Origin of the sequence: Pseudomonas fluorescens NCIMB 11764 (genome assembly GCF_000293885.2) — a bacterium.
Taxonomy (GTDB): domain Bacteria; phylum Pseudomonadota; class Gammaproteobacteria; order Pseudomonadales; family Pseudomonadaceae; genus Aquipseudomonas; species Aquipseudomonas fluorescens_B.
On sequence record NZ_CP010945.1, the window covers coordinates 4,111,461 to 4,129,191 of the forward strand.

At 56.2% G+C, this 17,731-nt stretch carries 16 protein-coding genes, 1 tRNA gene and 3 pseudogenes; 9 read left to right on the forward strand and 11 right to left on the reverse strand.

Features of this window, described 5'->3' with window-relative positions; all coding sequences use genetic code 11:
• The first annotated feature begins 423 nt into the window (after positions 1-423).
• Both B723_RS18965 and B723_RS18970 read left to right on the forward strand, forming a co-directional pair.
• Positions 424-1,586 (forward strand): annotated as a pseudogene (locus B723_RS18965) (IS3 family transposase).
• Positions 1,587-2,058: 472 nt separating this feature from the next.
• Positions 2,059-2,442 (forward strand): hypothetical protein, encoded by a 384-nt coding sequence (locus B723_RS18970; RefSeq protein ID WP_017339216.1) that lies wholly within the window; start codon positions 2,059-2,061, stop codon positions 2,440-2,442.
• Between the two features lie 35 nt (positions 2,443-2,477).
• Here B723_RS18970 and B723_RS18975 read toward each other — a convergent pair whose 3' ends face one another.
• The 4 genes and pseudogenes from B723_RS18975 to B723_RS18985 form a co-directional block, all read right to left on the reverse strand.
• Positions 2,478-2,798 (reverse strand): hypothetical protein, encoded by a 321-nt coding sequence (locus B723_RS18975; protein WP_017339215.1) that lies wholly within the window; start codon positions 2,796-2,798, stop codon positions 2,478-2,480.
• Between the two features lie 41 nt (positions 2,799-2,839).
• Positions 2,840-3,913 (reverse strand): annotated as a pseudogene (locus B723_RS18980) (DNA cytosine methyltransferase); the annotation flags it as partial.
• The gene (locus B723_RS33365; RefSeq protein ID WP_017339213.1) at positions 3,831-4,166 is read right to left on the reverse strand and encodes a hypothetical protein; all 336 of its coding nucleotides are present in this window, start codon (positions 4,164-4,166) and stop codon (positions 3,831-3,833) included. The gene B723_RS33365 and the pseudogene B723_RS18980, both read right to left, overlap by 83 nt.
• Positions 4,163-4,627: a hypothetical protein gene (locus B723_RS18985; protein ID WP_017339212.1), complete on the reverse strand. Its 465-nt coding sequence runs from the start codon at positions 4,625-4,627 to the stop codon at positions 4,163-4,165. Before B723_RS18985 ends, B723_RS33365 begins: the two co-directional genes overlap by 4 nt.
• Positions 4,628-4,754: 127 nt before the next feature.
• Here B723_RS18985 and B723_RS18990 point away from each other — a divergent pair, with 127 nt between their 5' ends.
• Positions 4,755-4,958: a hypothetical protein gene (locus B723_RS18990; RefSeq protein ID WP_017339211.1), complete on the forward strand. Its 204-nt coding sequence runs from the start codon at positions 4,755-4,757 to the stop codon at positions 4,956-4,958.
• Positions 4,959-5,297: 339 nt separating this feature from the next.
• Here the strand turns inward: B723_RS18990 and B723_RS18995 are convergent.
• Together B723_RS18995 and B723_RS19000 are read right to left on the reverse strand one after the other, a co-directional pair.
• A pseudogene (locus tag B723_RS18995) lies at positions 5,298-5,506 on the reverse strand (hypothetical protein).
• 207 nt (positions 5,507-5,713) lie between these two features.
• A tRNA-Ser gene (locus B723_RS19000) sits at positions 5,714-5,801 on the reverse strand.
• A 123-nt stretch (positions 5,802-5,924) separates the two neighbouring features.
• On the opposite strand from B723_RS19000, the gene B723_RS19005 reads away from it, so the two are divergent.
• Positions 5,925-6,596, forward strand: coding sequence for a Bax inhibitor-1/YccA family protein (locus tag B723_RS19005; protein WP_017339210.1), 672 nt, complete (start codon positions 5,925-5,927; stop codon positions 6,594-6,596).
• 65 nt (positions 6,597-6,661) lie between these two features.
• Here B723_RS19005 and B723_RS19010 read toward each other — a convergent pair whose 3' ends face one another.
• A complete protein-coding gene (locus B723_RS19010; protein ID WP_008028095.1) occupies positions 6,662-7,099 on the reverse strand; it encodes an Lrp/AsnC family transcriptional regulator in 438 nt (145 codons plus the stop codon).
• Between the two features lie 135 nt (positions 7,100-7,234).
• Between B723_RS19010 and B723_RS19015 the strand changes: the two genes are divergently transcribed.
• Complete coding sequence (locus B723_RS19015; RefSeq protein WP_017339209.1) at positions 7,235-8,125, forward strand: DMT family transporter; 891 nt, start codon at positions 7,235-7,237, stop codon at positions 8,123-8,125.
• A gap of 3 nt (positions 8,126-8,128) precedes the next feature.
• Here the strand turns inward: B723_RS19015 and B723_RS19020 are convergent, their stop codons facing one another.
• From B723_RS19020 to B723_RS19035, 4 genes are all read right to left on the reverse strand, one after another.
• Entirely contained in the window at positions 8,129-9,364 is a 1,236-nt protein-coding gene (locus B723_RS19020) for a hypothetical protein (RefSeq protein WP_017339208.1), read from the reverse strand.
• A 91-nt stretch (positions 9,365-9,455) separates the two neighbouring features.
• Positions 9,456-11,459 carry a hypothetical protein gene (locus tag B723_RS19025; protein ID WP_017339207.1) on the reverse strand — a complete coding sequence of 668 codons (2,004 nt, stop codon included), beginning with the start codon at positions 11,457-11,459 and terminating at the stop codon, positions 9,456-9,458.
• A gap of 183 nt (positions 11,460-11,642) precedes the next feature.
• Positions 11,643-12,686, reverse strand: coding sequence for an FUSC family protein (locus B723_RS19030; RefSeq protein ID WP_031318975.1), 1,044 nt, complete (start codon positions 12,684-12,686; stop codon positions 11,643-11,645).
• Positions 12,687-12,730: 44 nt separating this feature from the next.
• Positions 12,731-14,356, reverse strand: a complete 1,626-nt coding sequence (locus B723_RS19035) for an NADP-dependent glyceraldehyde-3-phosphate dehydrogenase (RefSeq protein WP_017339205.1) — start codon at positions 14,354-14,356, stop codon at positions 12,731-12,733.
• Between the two features lie 186 nt (positions 14,357-14,542).
• On the opposite strand from B723_RS19035, the gene B723_RS19040 reads away from it, so the two are divergent.
• The 4 genes from B723_RS19040 to imuA all read left to right on the forward strand — a co-directional run bounded on the left by B723_RS19040 (position 14,543) and on the right by imuA (position 17,727).
• Positions 14,543-15,430 (forward strand): Dyp-type peroxidase, encoded by an 888-nt coding sequence (locus B723_RS19040; protein WP_017339204.1) that lies wholly within the window; start codon positions 14,543-14,545, stop codon positions 15,428-15,430.
• Positions 15,431-15,446: 16 nt separating this feature from the next.
• Positions 15,447-16,415, forward strand: coding sequence for a Gfo/Idh/MocA family protein (locus B723_RS19045; RefSeq protein WP_017339203.1), 969 nt, complete (start codon positions 15,447-15,449; stop codon positions 16,413-16,415).
• A gap of 77 nt (positions 16,416-16,492) precedes the next feature.
• Positions 16,493-17,110, forward strand: a complete 618-nt coding sequence (gene lexA / locus B723_RS19050; protein ID WP_017339202.1) for a transcriptional repressor LexA — start codon at positions 16,493-16,495, stop codon at positions 17,108-17,110.
• Positions 17,110-17,727 carry a translesion DNA synthesis-associated protein ImuA gene (gene imuA, locus B723_RS19055; RefSeq protein ID WP_017339201.1) on the forward strand — a complete coding sequence of 206 codons (618 nt, stop codon included), beginning with the start codon at positions 17,110-17,112 and terminating at the stop codon, positions 17,725-17,727. The genes lexA and imuA overlap by 1 nt, the downstream gene beginning before the upstream one ends.
• Positions 17,728-17,731: the final 4 nt, after the last annotated feature.

A 17,731-nucleotide genomic window follows, 5' to 3' on the forward strand; every position in this document is an offset into this window, starting at 1 on the left:
GTGCGCCAGCGCTAGAGTTCGTTCCGCCCGCATAGACGACAATTGCAGGTTAATGCGTTTTAGGCCGTGCGCAAATTTGGAGTTGGATTCAATGGCCGCTTGAGCAAGGTTGCGCAAACTGACGAAAAGATGCGAATGATCCAGAGTGGGAGGAGCAAAATTCCCAAATGCCAGAAACGACAAAGCCCTGAATATTAAGGGCTTTGTCGTATAAAGATGGCGGAGGCGATGGGATTCGAACACCTCTGCCATGTTCAAAAAAACCCTTTAAAATCAGTAGCATGGAAAAAAATAAGGTGTGAACACATTTGTGCACACCGTTGTGGTGGTCGTGCATCTGTCGAATATTAGCTTGGAAGTGTAGTGGTCTAATGAAACCGGACACCCATTTAGGCGAGAATGCTCGCCAGATAGAGGTGTCTGATGACCAAACAACGTCGTTCCTTTTCCGCTGAATTCAAACGCGAGGCCGCAGGCCTCGTTCTCGATCAAGGCTATAGCCATATCGAAGCCAGCCGCTCGCTTGGGGTGGTCGAGTCCGCGTTGCGCCGCTGGGTTAATCAACTCCAGCAGGAGCGCAAAGGCGTTACTCCGCAGAGCAAAGCGCTGACGCCTGAGCAGTAGAAGATCCAGGAACTTGAAGCTCGAATCGCTCGCCTTGAGCGGGAGAAATCCATTTTAAAAAAGGCTACCGCGCTCTTGATGTCGGAAGAGCACGAGCGCACGCGCTGATTGATCAACTGAGCCCTCAAGAGCCGGTTGATTGGCTTTGCGCAGTCTTTGATGTCACTCGTTCGTGTTACTACGCCCACCGTCTCAGGCGCCGAACTCCAGACGTTGAGCGGCTTCGGTTGCGCAGCCGGGTTAACGAACTGTTTACGCAAAGTCGAAGCGCCGCCGGTAGCCGCAGCATCTTGTCGATGATGCAGGAAGACGGCGAGCAAATTGGGCGGTTCAAGGTGCGGGGCCTGATGCGGGAACTGGAGCTGGTCAGCAAACAACCTGGATCACATGCCTACAAACAAGCGGGGGTTGAGCGGCCTGATATTCCGAACATCTTGAAACGAGAGTTTGATGTGCCGGTGCCGAATCACGTCTGGTGTGGCGACATCACCTACATCTGGGCTCAAGGGAAATGGCATTACCTGGCTGTCGTTATGGATCTTTACGCGTGCCGAGTGGTGGGCTGGGCGCTGTCGAACAATCCGGATGCGGATCTGGTCATCAAGGCGTTGGACATGGCTTACGAACAGCGTGGCAAGCCTCAAGGGCTTTTGTTTCACTCGGGTCAAGGCTCGCAATATGGTAGCCGGCAGTTCCGCCAACGGCTCTGGCGTTACCGCATGCGCCAAAGCATGAGCCGTCGTGGAAACTGCTGGGATAACGCGCCGATGGAGCGTGTGTTTCGCAGCTTGAAAACTGAACGGATACCGACCGTGGGCTACATGACAGCTCAAGAGGCGCACCGCGACATCAGTTATTACCTGATGCATAGGTACAACTGGATTAGACCGCATCAGTTCAATAATGGGCTGGCCCCGGCTCAGGCCGAGAAAAAACTTAACGTCGTGTCCGGGATTAGTTGACCACTACAGAAGCACTGTTGCCGAGCCGCCGAGTCACAACTTAACAGGACGATGGAGTAGCAATCAGGTCTGCAGTTATGGCTCAGGAACCAGTGAGTTCGATGTGAAACATGACCAGGCGACGGGCCGCATCACCGGAAAGCTATCAAACGCCACGATCGACTCGGGTTCCATACAGGGGAATATCGTTCATATTTCGGCATCCAATTGGCTAGGAAACCGAGTCACGATGGATGGGCAGGTAACAGGACCGAACACTTTGTCCGGAACCTACACGCAAACTAAAGCGTCCGGTACTTGTACCTGGGACGCTACAAAGCGTTGATAAAGCCTAATTATTCCTTTACCGCGATAGCGGCTGACTTTGAAGGGGAGGAGGGGAGCTGTCGGTTATGACTTAGGATCGGCTCGAATCTGCCGATATCCAGGTAATCGGGATACGCCGACAGCATGTTTAATTGGAAGTGAGTTGATGGAGCCGGAAAATATCGCCCTCATATTGTTGAAGCGCTACCGGTATCTAATATTGGGATTGATGGTCGTAGCGTCACTGGTAAATGCTTTTGTGCGTTTCGCATATGAGCCTGGGCGTTTCTGGGGGGCTCTGGCAGCACATGCATGGTTCACGCAAGCGGTGTTTGCTTATCTTCGAGGAGGTCGGATAAGCATAGGTCCGGGCGCCCTATCGAAAGATGCGCACCCTGTGGGCAGAGCGGCATTGGCTGCAACGGCGTTCGCTTTTTACCTACTGATGTTCACCTACGATGGCGAAAAACGCGACGATTCGATCTACGAGAGAAGAGCTTCGGACTGGACGATGCCAACACGAGAGGAGATCGGCCATCAGACGAAGTGATAGCTAGCCTTTGTCGGACATTTCACTTGTTGTTCTCATCCTGCAATCTCCATCGATACCAGATCATGGGCATTCACAACCGCTGGCGGGTTGTCGTGGCCGGGGCAGCCGTTGCCGGAGAAATCGAAACCCTCGCACGGCGGCCCAAAAGGCAGAACCTCCTTGCCTTGGGCCAGCGCCTCGAGCAGTTGATCTTTCGCTTCGTCGGCGGTGCACTCTCGGCGACCTTCCGCACGAAACAGACCTTTAAGCTGTCGCTTGCGGAAGTCCCGCAGCGCGCCGCGAACGCTCAGATGAATGTGAAAGGTTCGACCGCTTGGTCCGAACGGATCGGTCGGCTTGTTTTCTGTGGGCATGGGGCGTCCTATGCCGGGTCATGCCCGGGCGGTGGAGTAGGTTACGCCGCGAGGCGCTGGTAGAGTTCGATGATGTCGGCGGCGTTGGCGGCGACCAGTGCTTCGGCTTCATCCGGATAAACACTGTTGCCGATCAGCCCGACCTGGTCCGTCTTGTTGATGTCGCGCCATTCCTCGGCGCCGGTCACCGGGTCAACGAACAGGCCGCGGTCGATGATGTAATCCTTTTCGAAGCCCTGTGCCGCCTTAAGCTCAGGCGGTTGCAGCATGCGTAGAGTGATGTCCACCAGCACATAGCCGCCGACCATCACCATCTCGGCCGGGTCTTTGAAATGCTCCGGCAGATACTCGTGCATGAAGGCGGCACAGCGGCGGGCGCCTTCCATCTGCTCCGGCGTCAGCGTGTCCGGCACCTGCACAACCTCGACCAGCGCAACGCGGTCTTTCGTTGGCAGCGTATGCATCGGCTCGGTGAGCGAGATGCCGTCCTTTTCGTTGCCGTAGTACTTCACCAGGTAGGCGTTGGCCAGCCGCTGATTTGCGCCGGACTGGCAGATGGTTGAAATCGGGTCATAGGCCGATCTGCCGTGGCCTTTGTAGTACCCGCCGTTCGCCTGTTCGAAGAACGCCGCTGATACCGCATGGTGCCCGGTGCTGGTTGCGACCACGCCAAGAGGGTTGTCGACATCAGCCCCAACCGACCCTTTGCGCAGCGTGACCATGTTCGCCGCGGCTAACGCAAAGTGCCCGCCCTTAACCTGGGCGACCTGAGTACGCACCGGCTCGACCGCGCTGAAGTTACGTTGTGAAGAGCCGTTCGCGCACTCGGTGAGAAATGGAGCGGCGACTGGCTGGACCAAAGTGTGATGCGTGCCGCCGGCGCTGATGGTCGAAAGCGCTTCGTCCAGACCGTGGGTGCTGGTGTGTGATTCCGACGTGCCCCGCATCGGGACAATGAACGGCTTTGCGCTGGTCAACACATGGCGCCAGCAGCCTTTGGCCACGCGGCGCATGGTGTTCTCTGCCATTGGCTTATCGCGGAAGATGGTGCGGCCGAGGTTGCTCCAGTCGATGCACTCGGCGGCAGTGCGCCAGGGTTGCTGCTTGGCGGTCGGCACCAAAGAGTTCAAAGCACGCCTTGTTGGTGTATCCGTATTTGCCGTAAGCCACCCACCCCATGTTGTTGATGTTGACTAAAGCGGTGCCTTGGAACCAGCGCCCTTTGCGGTCAGTGGTCCATACCTTGGCGCCGTGCACGATTGTTTTCTTGTCGCCTGACCCTGAGTTGTAATCCGCTGGGGGAATTGCCGGTGCACCAAAGCGGCGCTTGCTCACGTAGTCAGCATTGATCCATTCAACACTGGTCATGCCGCCGAGGCCGCATTTCTGGCCGGGTGCCTCGAACCGATAATCTGTGAACACATGCACAGGTAGTCGCGGATACGACTACGTGTGCGCTCCATTTCCAGTCGCACCAGGTAAGGCATGTGCTTCTCTTTATCGCTCTGGTATCGGCCGCCATGGTCTGCGCGATCCGGCGTATTAACGCTCTGGAAAAACTCCAGCTCAATGCTTCGCCCGCAGATTTTGAGATCAGCCTGCAAGTTACCCTTTACGCAATGGCGAGCATTGTTGTCCGTGAAAATGTGGGTTTGCTCGCCGACGGTCCAGCCAATCCGATTGAGCGTTTGGATAATGCGTTTGAACACCTCGCGCTTGAACTTGCGTTCCCAGATGACCTTGGCGTCCCATTCTCTAGGAATGCCTTCTTCCCAGACAGCCAGCCGGGCCTCGCCAAAGGTGACGCGACCTTCGCGTTGAATTTGCATTAGGTTATCTCCAGTCAGGCGCCGCCCTTCGTGACCGGATGCGAAAAAGGATGGGTGATTTGTAGTGGCTCGTTGCTATAACATTCGCGGCCATTTAACGGATCTACCGCAAATCAAAGGGATTCACATGAAGCTGAACATTATTGCTCTGAGCCTTCTCGCTGTGTTGGCTGGCTGCACCACAGCAGGCCCATACGTCACCAACATTTCCAGTGATGGCCGCAACGGTTTGAACATCGAGAAGTGCGCTGTGAAGATGAATGCATTCATGGGGACTGTCAGCACCGCAGACTGCACCACACAAAACTTGCAGCTAAGTCGCAGCAACTGAAATCGGTTCGACGATTTCGTCCTCAGGCTCCGGCGGATCGGCGGCGAGCGACTTAAGTCCGGCGGCCCTGATAATGCGCGACACCTTTTCGCTAACAACAAAAGGTGTCGTGGTAGGGGGGCATGCTTCGATGCCAGACTCGGCGAACTCTTCAAGCTGTCGCGACTGCTCTTCCCGCGCGGCGCTGCCTAACCACGCTTCGAGGCAAGCGAAACGGTCGCGCGCTCAAAACCTCGTAGCTCTTTCGAGCAGCACATGATGGAGAGTTCGCCTCAAGTTTGATCTGGGAAGCCCTTGAGAAGGAGCGACCGCTCCTGGCCGATTGCTTTCCGTCTGCCCTCACTCGGGCGACATCAAGACCGCGAGCGTCAGTTTGATGAACTCTTCGTTCTTGTCGATTGTGTCCAGGGCACCGCGCACGTAGTCCGAGACTTCGGCAGCGCCTTGCTGCTCGACCCAGTTGGACAGTTCAAGGATGGCGGCCTCAAGGGCCAGCTGGTTTTCGTTGATCTTGAAGAGCAGGGAGGGAGCAGGTCTGAATTTGGCATCGAAATATCCTCCGTGAAGAGGACGGCGTAGCACCGTGTTACATGAAGGATTCTTTAACAGTCGGCAGGACGCGGGAGAGGGTTTTTGGAGGCTTAGTTATGGAACACTTCCAGAATAGTTATGGAACACATTGCGTTGCGGCCCATGCGACCCAAGCCCCAGAAACGACAAAGCCCTGAAAAATCAGGGCTTTGTCGATACAAATATGGCGGAGGCGATGGGATTCGAACTCATGGACCTGTTACAGTCGACGGTTTTCAAGACCGTTGCCTTAAACCACTCGGCCACACCTCCGTTTGCGTTGCGGGCGCCATAATACCTGAATGAAACACACTGTCAAACTCTCTGCATGGCTTGTTACAGAGCGTCTGTTATGATCTTTGCGACTGAACGTTTCAAACCAACAGGAGTGTCGCCATGCGCGAACAGGATTACGCAGTTAATAACAGCGTGCAGGCTGAGCAGCTAGAGGTTAGCCGCGTCCTGCGCAACACTTACGGCTTACTCGCACTCACCCTCGCATTCAGCGGCGTGATGGCGTTTGTCGCCCAGCAGATGCGCGTCGGCTACCCGAATATCTTCGTGGTGCTGATCGGTTTCTACGGCCTTTTCTTCCTTACCAACAAACTCCGTGATTCGGCGTGGGGCCTGGTGTCGGCGTTTGCCCTGACCGGTTTCATGGGTTTCCTGCTAGGCCCGATCCTCAACCGTTACCTGGGTATGCAGGGCGGCGCGGAAGTGGTGAGCTCGGCGTTCGCGATGACGGCGCTGGTGTTCGGCGGTCTGTCGGCTTACGTGCTGATCACTCGCAAGGACATGAGCTTCCTCGGTGGTTTCATCACCGCCGGTTTCTTCGTGTTGCTGGGTGCAACGCTGGCGAGCCTGTTCTTCCAGATCAGCGGGCTGCAACTGGCGATCAGCGCAGGTTTCGTGCTGTTCTCGTCGGTCTGCATTCTGTTCCAGACCAGCGCCATCATTCATGGCGGCGAGCGTAACTACATCATGGCGACCATCAGCCTGTATGTATCGATCTACAACCTGTTCATCAGCTTGTTGCAGATCTTCGGCATCATGAGCCGCGACGATTAATCGCAAGGCGTGAAATAAAAAACCCGCGAAAGCGGGTTTTTTTTGTCTGCGATTTGAGGAAAGGCTCACGCCATCGGCGGCAACCGTCGCTTGACCGGGGTCTTCTTGACGATCGCGGTGTTGGTTTCGGCGTGGGTATTGAGGCGGTCGAGCAGGGTGTCCAGCTGCTCCATCGAGCGCACATGCAGGCGGGCGATGAAGCAGTCGTCGCCGGTCACCTTGTCGCACTCAGTGAATTCGGGGATGGCCTGGATCTGCCGCTCCACCTCCTGCAACTGGCCCGGCAGCGGGCGGATACGCACGATGGCCTGGAGTTGATAGCCAAAGCATTTGGGATCAATCTCGACGGTATAACCCTTGAGCACGCCGCGTTCTTCGAGGCGGCGCAAACGCTCGGCGACGCTGGGCGAGGACAGGCCGCTGAGGTTCGCCAGGGCCTTGAGCGAGCGCCGCGAGTCTTCCATCAACGCCGTGATCAGCACTTGGTCGATATCATCAGTCATGGCGCAACCTCTGTAAGGCAATTAATCGAAACCGCCTTGATAAAAAAGGCAGACACCGAGTTTAGCCTGCTTTTTGCGCTGGAGAAGCCCCCCAGCGGATTGGCATACTTTGGGCTCAAACACAGGAGTCTGATGATGGACAAAACAATTCGTCACGGGTCATTCGAAATGACCGCCGCCATGCTGATTTCCGGGACCATCGGCTGGTTTGTGCTGGTGTCCGGGCAGCCGGTGCTGGACGTGGTGTTCTGGCGTTGTGTGTTCGGCGCCGGCACGTTATTGCTGATCTGCGCGGCATTCGGCTTCCTGCGCCCCGGCATTCTTACCCGCACCACCTTCCTGCTGGCCGTGCTCAGCGGCGTGGCAATTGTCGGTAACTGGGTGCTTTTGTTCGCCTCTTACTCCCGCGCCTCGATTGCCATCGGCACAGCGGTCTATAACGTTCAGCCATTCATGCTGGTCGGATTGGCCGCGCTGTTCCTCAACGAAAAAATCACCCTGCAAAAACTGTTCTGGCTGGGCATTTCGTTTTTGGGGATGCTGGCGATTGTCAGTGCGCATGGTGAACAGGGCGAGGGCGGCAATGATTACCTGATGGGCATCGCGCTGGCGCTGGGCGCTGCTTTCCTTTATGCGATTGCCGCGTTGATCATCAAACGCCTGACCGGCACACCACCGCACCTGATTGCGCTGATTCAGGTCAGCACCGGCGTGTTGTTGCTCGCACCGTTCGCGCACTTATCCGCGTTGCCCCAAGCACCGAGTGCCTGGGCCAGCCTGGTGACACTCGGCATTGTTCACACCGGCGTGATGTATGTGTTGCTGTACGGCGCAATCCAGAAGTTGCCGACGGCACTGACCGGCGCGTTGTCGTTCATCTACCCGATTGCGGCGATTTTCGTCGACTGGTTTGCCTTCGGCCATCGCCTGGAAACGCTGCAGTGGATCGGTGTCGCCGCCATTTTGCTGGCCGCTGCGGGTATGCAGCAGGGCTGGAGCCTGAAGTTGCGACGCGTGGCCGCATAGTCATCAGTGTCGAGTGAGCACATCCGCGAAAATACGGTTGATGGTATCCATGCTCTCAGCCGTTACGCGGTAACTTTCATAGTAAGCGCGGGCCCCTAGTCTTTCAAAAACTTCGGACTTTCCACTGTTGGCAATGAATATGCCACTGGCTTCCAACCACCCAGGCGTATTCTGAATACTCTCTGGAGTCATGTTCCATTGTATTGAACAATCTTTTTTGAAAATAAGAAAAGCATCAACTCTTTCGCCCTCCAGCTTTCTGAAAAGCGGCGTAGTGCTGATGTGTTGACTATCCAGGAGTTCTTGGCAAAGGTGTTGTAATTTTTTGCTGGCGTCTATCCAGTCAGGCTCACTAAGATCAAATGTGCTCCACACGGATGGTAGATACCAGTCCATGATCTTCGCCTCTGAAATGTCACTGCTTCGCGGCGTATGTGCAAATATGGGAAGGATGACGTCATCGGGAATGTACTGAAAATGCGCTGTTGTTCTATCGGAACTGCTCTCCAGCGAGTTCTGTACTATGAAATCACCTGGGCTACCCCTCTGAGCTAAATAACTAACCATCTCGGTGAAGTAGTGTGCATTATTTTGTAATTTGCCATCATCCCGTAAATGGGACTCATGTTGGTAAGTGGATGCGTTGTACTGTTGTAGTTGCAGGATAGGCTCTTTATTGAAGAATACTTCGCTGTCGTCCCTTGATTTGCACTGCAACAAGTTGAGTCTGTGTGCGTCCTCATTGTCACGATGAACCCTGAAATCAGGCGTGATTATTTTTTGATTAATGAAGTATGGATTGGTCGGTTCCTGTTCAATAAAAGGCGACCCATTTAACGTAATGGATGACGGCTTCGGCTCTACTGAGTGTGTATAAAAACGGGAAATCGTAATCTGGTCTGAATGCAGTTTGGTCTGGCGTTCCGTCTTTTGAGTGTCATCAATTCCCAAGCTATCCAGCAGCTGCTGTCTGGGCGCTTGAAGTACTTTCTCTGCGAAAGCCAGTGCCGTTGTTTTACCGAGCAGTTCGATCATGTAGGGTGAAAAAAGATCTGTTTCACTGACCTGAGCGGAGGGGTGGGTCATTTTTTCAATTCCGCCGCCAGTCCCGCGCACGTCTGCAATATTAATAAACGAACCTTTGTCTTTGCTGTTAGTCAATTGAGCGGTATTCGGCTCTTTGTCTGCAGTGATGGGGTTGAATGTGCAGACCGAAACTTTAGAGTTGCAGTTTATCATCGGGAATCTCTCGGTATGCAATTTCAGCTATTTAATACCACCATGGCTGATTGCTTTTGATGCTTATATTGATAGCGGTGGCGGACTGGTCTTAGCGTGGGATGCTGTCATTGAACAGACGGTGGGTAACAAAGTGCTGCAATATTTTACATTGCGCATCTTTTACCCTGTTCATTTGGTCAGCGTTCATTTTGATATTGTTTGCGAGCAGTGATTGAGCCGCTTTGTCGAGGTCGTCAATCATGTAATAAATAAAAAGAGAAAGTGTCTGGTGCGTTTCAGGGAGTGACGCTCTTGATGGCAGTTGGTTTGTGTATTCTTTTGCTAGTTCTGCTCGACTTTCAAATAATTGCAAGAGCTGTTTGTCGTGTGGGCGTTCCTTAAGTATTGCAGAGTGATCCCTGTAAAGCTCATGGATGTTTTTCGCAATGTCGATGATTTCATCCATTCGAAGCAGGTAGCTTGGGTGGATATTAAACTGCACCTGCTCCAGATCTCGACGCAAAGGCGCGCAGAAGCCTTCGTTGGTTCTCTCTCGAATCTGGGTACGGGCTGGAAAAGCTCTGTTTTCCGAACAGTCGGGTTTTAACTCGGCATTCTGGTCGAAGTTCATTAGCATCGGGACCATTTGGAAGACGGTTTTTTTCAGGTCGTCGCTGCCTCCTGTCAGGCGAGGAATTTGTTCAATGACTTCTGGGAGATTGTCGTAAGTGTCCATTTGCTTTTTGAATACAGCTTCGTTTACCACGACCGTGCCAGCAGGGCTGAATTTTGCAACTGTTATACTTTCTATGGACTTGATTCGGTTTGCTTTGATGAGTTCATGCAGTTGATTGTTAACAGCCTGCTTTTCAAGAGTCATGTATTCGATGAATTTTTCAGGGTCGCTGTTCTTAAAACCACCCAATACGAAAGTTTGCAAGGGCGTAAGCGTCGTGGCATGGTCTAATTCTTGTGAGGAAAGAAAAGGTTGGCAGCGGCCAATACCATGAAATGTCATTAATTCGGCACTTCTGTGCTCGCCTTGATCCAGCCCCTCTTTATTACTGGCTGAACGATGATGCGCGATCATTTCGGTCCGGATTCCGGTCTCGATTGGAGTGTTATTATGTGGATTCTTGATGACTACATAACGTGCGTCCGAAACATGGCTGATTTCATTTTCCAGTATTTCCATTGTTGGAAATTTTGTCGCTGCTTCAGTGCCGGTAAAACGAATGAATTGGCTGGTGTTGTAAGGGAAGGCTGCGAGGCATTGCTCTTGGTTCGCTTTTAACGTGTCTGTTATACGAGTAGTGATCAGCTTGAACTCGGCAGCATAGTTACTGTTGTCGAAGTGAAACATCCATTCTCTATATTTGCCATCGTCTTTGCTGGCGGGATTGTCCATGAAACGAAAATTTGCAACAGCAGGTATGTCGCCGAGTTGGTACGCCGCTTTAAAAATCTGTAACGGTGTCAATTTTGCATTGAGGCAACGGATGTCAGTAATTTTGGATTTTATGTTCTGGGCAGAGAAGTCAACTTTTGAGTAATCCTCTTTTATGATGGCATGTTCTTCCATTACTTCATCATAGAGTGTCTTGAAGTCTCCGTAAGTTTGTAAATCAATTTCGCATGCCGATAGCCCGAACATCTCCCATTCGTTCAGGATCGATTTGAATGCCTCTTGCAGGTCTTCGTCTATTAATGATAGGAGGTTGCAGCGGAGAATGTTGGTTTGTTCCGCATTTGATACCTGCTTGTAGTCCGTTTTTTCTGCATGGCTCAAACCCTCGATAGGGCGAAAGCGATTCGGAATTGTGCTGGTGGTACTGAACTGCCCCAGAATCGTGGTAGCGATATCAGGTTCTTTTAAAAAATGTGCAGGCTGGCAGTCAGTTATTTTGTTGATGAAGGCTGTGGTTCGATTTTTTAGCTCGGATGCGAAAGCTGGATCAAGGATTATTATCGACTCTGTTACATTGGAAGCTTGAAGTAATTGGCCGGCTATTTTTTCATGTTCGGGCTGATTGTTTTCGTGTTTGGCGTTTGCATTCGCCAACGTAAATGAAGAGGAGGGGGCGTGAGGGCGGAATATGCTATTGCTTGGCAAACTAATTCCTTTTAGTTGAATAATTTAAACCTTCCATAAGCATCAGTTATTCTAATGGTGGGGATTGTTCTGACTATCAAAAAAAGCTTATTGCGTGCAGCGAGGTGTAGTTAATGGCGTCGTCGAACCTTTCTCCGCGACAGCCTGCATTTCGTCAGGCAATCACGACGCTCTACAACACCTTCAAATATTCCAGCGCGGCGCAGTCTTGGCCAGACGCTGGCGCATCTCGCCAATGTTGCTGGCCAGTTGCCGGATCAACAACCGGTAGCCGTCCAGCGGGTTATAGACCGGTTCGTCAAGGCTTGAATCCGCCGGCAGTTCGGCGGGTCGACTGAGCCGTTGCGACGCGCCGGACTTCAACGCCCGCGCCATCCCCACCAGTTGCACCCGAATCAGCCGATGTTCCGCTTTCAGCGCCGATTGCAGATTCGCCATTGCGGCGGGGTCATTGGTATCCGGTCGAGTGTTACTGAGGATTTCCAGAGTGCTGACGCACATCCGCAAATGTCGCTGAATCGCATCGAGCTCGGTCATGGATATCTTCACTTCCTTGGAGACCGACGGCATCAGCGAACGCAGTTGCACCATCACCGCATTCAATCGATTCATCAACTTCACGTGCTCGTCATCGGTGACGGGCTGGCCATTGATGATCCGCCCGTAAACCGTCGCGCAATCGCGCAGGGCATCGGCCAGGTTGTAACGCCAGGAATAAACCGCGTACAGCGGCAGGGCGAAGGAAAATGCCAGCGCCAGGGCAATGCCGATCAGGATATCCACCCCGCGCCACAGCCCGTCGGTCACCGGGTTATCGCCATGCCCTGCGACGATAAACACGGTGATCGCCGACAGCAGCGCCGTGTAGCCCCCCTTGCCAATGGCGTGGTACGAGAAGAATCCGCAGACCACCGACATCGCAAAATAGGTCAGCCACGGCATCCCGAGCCAGACCTGTTGCGCCACCAACACAAGGCCCACGCCTGCGCCGATCAAGGTGCCGATGGCGCGCTCGGCGGCTTTTTTGCCGATGTTGCCGTGGTGCTGCAAACCGCCGATCACCACCAGCATCGTCACCGACGCCCACTCTCCGTGGGGCAGGTGGATGCCGGTGGTCAGCAGGATCGTCGCCAGCAACCCCAGCGATACGCGCACTGCGTGAATCAGCCTGGCGTGGCGATAGCGCCGGTACGGGTCCAGTAACGGACGCAGTACCCGGCGCAACAGGGGTGGCAGTCTTTGGGTTCTGAAGGTGCTCAGGCTCGTTGTCCTCAGAAGATGTAATCGGTGGTCAGGAAACTCGAACTGCGGCCGCTGATGATCTCGCTGATCAAGTCTTTGTTGGACTCCTGAAACTTGGTCGCGACCAGCGTGCGAATCGAAAACACCCGCAGCGCATCATGTACCGACAACGTCCCTTCGGCGGAATTCTTGCGGCCGTTGAATGGGTAGGTGTCCGGGCCACGCTGGCACTGGGCGTTGAGGTTGATCCGCCCGACCTGGTTGGCGAAGGTGTCCACCAGCCGGCCGACCGCCACCGGGTTGGTGCCGAAGATACTCAGTTGCTGGCCGAAGTCCGACTCCAGGACGTAATCGATGACCGTATCCAGATGCCGGTAAGGCACGATCGGCACCACCGGGCCGAACTGTTCTTCCTGATAGACACGCATCTGCGGCGTCACCGGGAACAACACTGCCGGATAGAAGAAGGAGGCGCGGGCTTCACTGCCATTGGGGTTGACCACGCGAGCGCCTTTGCTCACGGCATCCGCAACCAGCGCGTGCAGATAGTCGACCTTGCCCGACTCCGGCAGCGGCGTCAGGGCCACGCCGCTTTCCCACGGCATGCCCGGTTTGAGGCTCGCGAGTTTGGCATTGAATTTGTCGATGAACGCTTCGACCACGTCTTCGTGGACGAAGAGGATTTTCAGCGCGGTGCAACGCTGGCCATTGAAGGACAAGGACCCGGTGACTGCTTCGTTCACCGCGTTGTCCAGATCCACCTCGGGCAAGACGATGCCGGGGTTCTTCGCATCCAGGCCCAGCGCAGCACGCAAACGATGCGGTTTCGGGTGGAGTTTTTTCAGGTCGCTGGCCGCTTTGTTGGTACCGATAAACGCAAAGATGTCGATCTTGCCGCTGGCCATCAGCGCACTGACCGTTTCGCGGCCGCTGCCGTAGATCACGTTGATCACCCCGGCGGGGAAGCTGTCGCGGAACGCCTCCAGCAGCGGGCGAATCAGCAGCACGCCAAGCTTGGCCGGCTTGAACACCACGGTGTTGCCCATGATCAGCGCCGGAATCAGCGTGGTGAAGGTTTCGTTCAGCGGATAGTTGTAAGGCCCCATGCACAGCGCCACGCCCAGCGGAACGCGGCGGATCTGGCCGAGTGTGTCCTGTTCCAGCTCGAAACGGCTGGAGCGGCGGTCGAGTTCCTTGAGGGCGTTGATGGTGTCGACGATGTAGTCGCAGGTGCGGTCGAACTCTTTTTCCGAATCCTTGAGGTTCTTGCCGATCTCCCACATCAACAACTTGACCACCGCGTCGCGCTGTTCGCGCATACGACCGAGGAAGGTTTCGACGTGCTGGATGCGTTCGGCCACGCGCATGGTCGGCCACAGGCCCTGGCCCCGGTCATAGGCGCGGACGGCGGCGTCGAGGGCGGTCAGTGCGGTGTCGGCATCGAGCAGCGGTGTGCTGCCGAGGATGACCTGTTCGTCGCCATTTTCACCGGTCAGGTACACCGGGCTGCGGACTTGGGCGAGGGGGCCTGACCAGGTTTTCAGTTCGCCGTCGACCAGGTATTCACGTTGCTCGGTCTGGCCGTCGAGGCGGTATTTTTCCGGGATGTCGCTGGAGTCGGGAAACAGGTTGCCGAGGATGTGTGCAGTGGTCATGTCGCTACTCCATGTGATGTAAGCCATGCGCTGGCGGCTTGCAGTTCAGAATTCACTTCAAGGGTTATACGCCTTATTGACCCGACTTTTTAAGTCCGGATTTCACGAACCAGCGATCTTTTGACCTGAGAACACACAACGGCGAACGCTGCGGGTAAACTTCGCGCTCTTTCTTAAGGAGTTCATATGAGTTACTACCAGCCGGGCATTCTCGCCACCCCAGTACCGCCTCAAGCCCGTCATATGTTCTTCGCGCTGGAATCCGTCGATGCACTGCCGGCCGCGCTCGACAAGCTGGCACAGCTGGTGGACGGGAAATCGGCAGTGGTCGGTTTCGGTGAATCCCTGGTCAAGGCGCTGCACGGGCAGATCGGAGGGCTGCGGCCGTTTCCGGCGCTGACCGGCGTCGGCGTCGACAATCCGTCGACCCAACACGCGTTGTGGTGCTGGTTGCATGGCGTCGACCGTGGCGAATTGCTCAATCGCAGCAATGCCATCGAAGCCGCGCTGGCGCCTGCCCTGCGTCTGGTGCAGATGAACGAAACCTTCCGCCACATGACCGGCCACGACCTGACCGGTTACGAAGACGGCACCGAAAACCCGCACGATGAAGCCGCCGTGGCTGCTGCGCTGGTCGGTGAAGGCGCTGACGGTCTGGTCGGTGGCAGCTTCGCCGCGATCCAGCAATGGCAGCATGACCTCAAAGGCTTCCACGCCATGCCGTCCGATGAGAAGGACAACATCATGGGCCGTCGCTTGAGCGACAACGAAGAAATCGATGACGCGCCGATCTCCGCCCACGTCAAACGCACCGCCCAGGAAAGCTTCGCCCCCGAAGCGTTCGTGGTGCGCCGTTCGATGCCGTGGATCGAAGGGGATCGTGCCGGCCTGATGTTCCTGGCGTTCGGTTTTTCCCTCGATGCCTTCGAAGCGCAACTGCGGCGCATGAGCGGTCTGGAAGACGGCATCACCGACGGTTTGTACCGCATCAGCCGGCCGATTACCGGCGGTTACTACTGGTGCCCGCCGCTCAAGGACGGTCATCTGGACCTGCGCGCACTGCGCATCGGGTAACGATCAAGGAGTGAATATGAACGTGGTGCGCTGGGGCATGATCGGGTGTGGCAGCGTCGCCGAACGCAAGAGTGGGCCGGCCTTCTACAAGGCACCCGGCTCGGCGTTGGTGGCGGTGATGGGGCGGCGACTGGACGCGGTGAGCGATTATGCCGCGCGCCACGGCATCGCCCGGGTCTACACCGACGCTGAAGCGCTGATCAACGATCCCGAGGTGGACGCGGTGTACATCGCCACGCCACCCGACAGTCACCACGCCTATGCCCTGATGGTGGCCGCTGCCGGCAAACATTGCTGCGTCGAGAAACCGATGTCGCTGAATGCCGGGCAGAGCCGTGAAATGCAGAAGGTGTTCGCCGAGGCCGGGCTGCATCTTTTCGTGTCCTACTATCGACGTTCGCTGCCGCGCTTCCAGCAAGTGCGGCAATGGCTGGAGGAGGGGCGGATCGGTGAGGTCCGGCACTTGACCTGGACGCTCACCAAGGCGCCATCGCCTGCTGATCTCGGCGGCGCGGACAACTGGCGCACCGACCCGACGATAGCCGGTGGCGGCTACTTCGCCGACCTCGCCAGTCATGGCTTCGATCTGTTCCAGTACCTGCTCGGCGACATCGTCGAAGTCGCCGGGTTTACCGCGCGGCAGGCTGGATTGTATGCCGCTGAAGACGCCGTCAGCGCCAGTTGGCGGTTTGCGTCGGGGGCGATGGGCATGGGTTGCTGGAACTTTGTCGCGGACCGTCGTGAGGATCGGGTCGAGGTGATTGGCAGCAAGGGGCGGATCAGCTTTTCGGTCTTTGATGAGCACCCGGTGGTACTCGAAGCCGAGGAATCCCTCCGCCTGGACATCGACAATCATCAGCACATCCAGTGGCATCACGTGCTGGGCATGAATGCGCACATTCGTGGCGAAGCGCAGCATCCCGCGGTAGCCGAACAGGCTCTGAAAACCGACTGGGTGATGGACCAGATTCTCAAGCGCGGCTAAAAAACCCAAAGATCGCAGCCTCGTTTCACTCGACAGCTCCTACAGGCCCTTGCCAGGAAAAAGCCAAAAGAGTACAAATGTACTCCATGACGACTTTAACTCCCCGCCGTACCGCCATCCTGACCTTTATCCGTGATCGAATCGCGGAGCACGGCCAGTCCCCGAGCCTCGCTGAAATCAGCGAGGCCTTTGGTTTCGCCTCTCGCAGCGTGGCGCGCAAGCATGTGCTGGCGCTGACCGAAGCCGGTTTCATCGAGGTCAACCCGCATCAGGCCCGGGGCATTCGCTTGCTCGGGCAAGCGGCACGGCCCGAGTTGCTGGACATTCCGGTTCTCGGCCGGGTGGCGGCGGGTGCGCCGATCGGTGCCGATGCCGAGGTGCACAGTCGGTTGTTGCTTGATCCATCGATTTTTTCGCGGGTGCCGGACTACATGCTGCGGGTCAAGGGCGACTCGATGATCGAGGACGGCATTCTCGACGGCGATCTGGTGGGCGTGCATCGCAATCCCGAGGCCTTTAACGGTCAGATCGTCGTGGCACGGCTCGATGGCGAAGTGACCATCAAGCGTTTCGAGCGGGTCGGCGATTCTGTTCGCCTGTTGCCCCGCAACCCGGCCTACAAGCCGATCATCGTTCATCCCGATCAGGACCTCGCCATCGAAGGGGTGTTCTGCGGTCTGGTGAGGCAAGGGTGATGGGGGCCGTCGTCGCGCTGGACACGCTGTTCAATGGCGGCCAGGTCTGGAAAGGCCGGCCTGCGGCCCCGACCGTCAGCCCGCAACCCACCGGGCATGCGGCGCTGGATGCGGCGTTGCCCACGGGTGGCTGGCCGGAAGCGGCGCTGACCGAAATCCTCCTGGCCGGGCAGGGCGTTGGCGAATTGCAACTGGTGTGGCCGGCGCTGGCACGGTTGTCGGCGGCGGGCGAGCGCATCGTGCTGGTGGCGCCGCCGTACGTGCCGTATCCGCAAGCGTGGCAGAACGCCGGGGTCGATCTGCGCCAGTTGTCGATCATCCAGGCCAGCGAGCGCGATGCGCTGTGGGCGGCGGAACAATGCCTGCGTTCGGGCAGTTGCGGCGTGGTGCTGTGCTGGCCGCACAAGGCTGATGACCGGGCGTTGCGGCGCTTGCAGGTGGCGGCGGAAACCGGTTCCACCCTGGCATTCGCCTACCGCTCGCTCAATGAGGCCATCAACCCTTCACCTGCGGCCCTGCGCATCGCCATCGATGCCAGGCCTGCGCAATTGCGCGTGCTCAAGTGCCGGGGCGGGCTGGCCCGTTCGGCGCCGATTGCCTTCCCCGTGGGGCATTGAGGTT

What these genes read in the sequence shown, in the direction of transcription:
- B723_RS19020 (WP_017339208.1), bottom strand. Translation starts at nt 9,364, where the DNA reads ATGATAAACTGCAACTCTAAAGTTTCGGTCTGCACATTCAACCCCATC.
- B723_RS18975 (WP_017339215.1), bottom strand. Translation starts at nt 2,798, where the DNA reads ATGCCCACAGAAAACAAGCCGACCGATCCGTTCGGACCAAGCGGTCGA.
- B723_RS18990 (WP_017339211.1), top strand. Translation starts at nt 4,755, where the DNA reads ATGAAGCTGAACATTATTGCTCTGAGCCTTCTCGCTGTGTTGGCTGGC.
- B723_RS18970 (WP_017339216.1), top strand. Translation starts at nt 2,059, where the DNA reads ATGGAGCCGGAAAATATCGCCCTCATATTGTTGAAGCGCTACCGGTAT.
- imuA (WP_017339201.1), top strand. Translation starts at nt 17,110, where the DNA reads ATGGGGGCCGTCGTCGCGCTGGACACGCTGTTCAATGGCGGCCAGGTC.
- B723_RS33365 (WP_017339213.1), bottom strand. Translation starts at nt 4,166, where the DNA reads ATGACCAGTGTTGAATGGATCAATGCTGACTACGTGAGCAAGCGCCGC.
- B723_RS18985 (WP_017339212.1), bottom strand. Translation starts at nt 4,627, where the DNA reads ATGCAAATTCAACGCGAAGGTCGCGTCACCTTTGGCGAGGCCCGGCTG.
- B723_RS19015 (WP_017339209.1), top strand. Translation starts at nt 7,235, where the DNA reads ATGGACAAAACAATTCGTCACGGGTCATTCGAAATGACCGCCGCCATG.
- B723_RS19010 (WP_008028095.1), bottom strand. Translation starts at nt 7,099, where the DNA reads ATGACTGATGATATCGACCAAGTGCTGATCACGGCGTTGATGGAAGAC.
- lexA (WP_017339202.1), top strand. Translation starts at nt 16,493, where the DNA reads ATGTACTCCATGACGACTTTAACTCCCCGCCGTACCGCCATCCTGACC.
- B723_RS19005 (WP_017339210.1), top strand. Translation starts at nt 5,925, where the DNA reads ATGCGCGAACAGGATTACGCAGTTAATAACAGCGTGCAGGCTGAGCAG.
- B723_RS19045 (WP_017339203.1), top strand. Translation starts at nt 15,447, where the DNA reads ATGAACGTGGTGCGCTGGGGCATGATCGGGTGTGGCAGCGTCGCCGAA.
- B723_RS19040 (WP_017339204.1), top strand. Translation starts at nt 14,543, where the DNA reads ATGAGTTACTACCAGCCGGGCATTCTCGCCACCCCAGTACCGCCTCAA.
- B723_RS19035 (WP_017339205.1), bottom strand. Translation starts at nt 14,356, where the DNA reads ATGACCACTGCACACATCCTCGGCAACCTGTTTCCCGACTCCAGCGAC.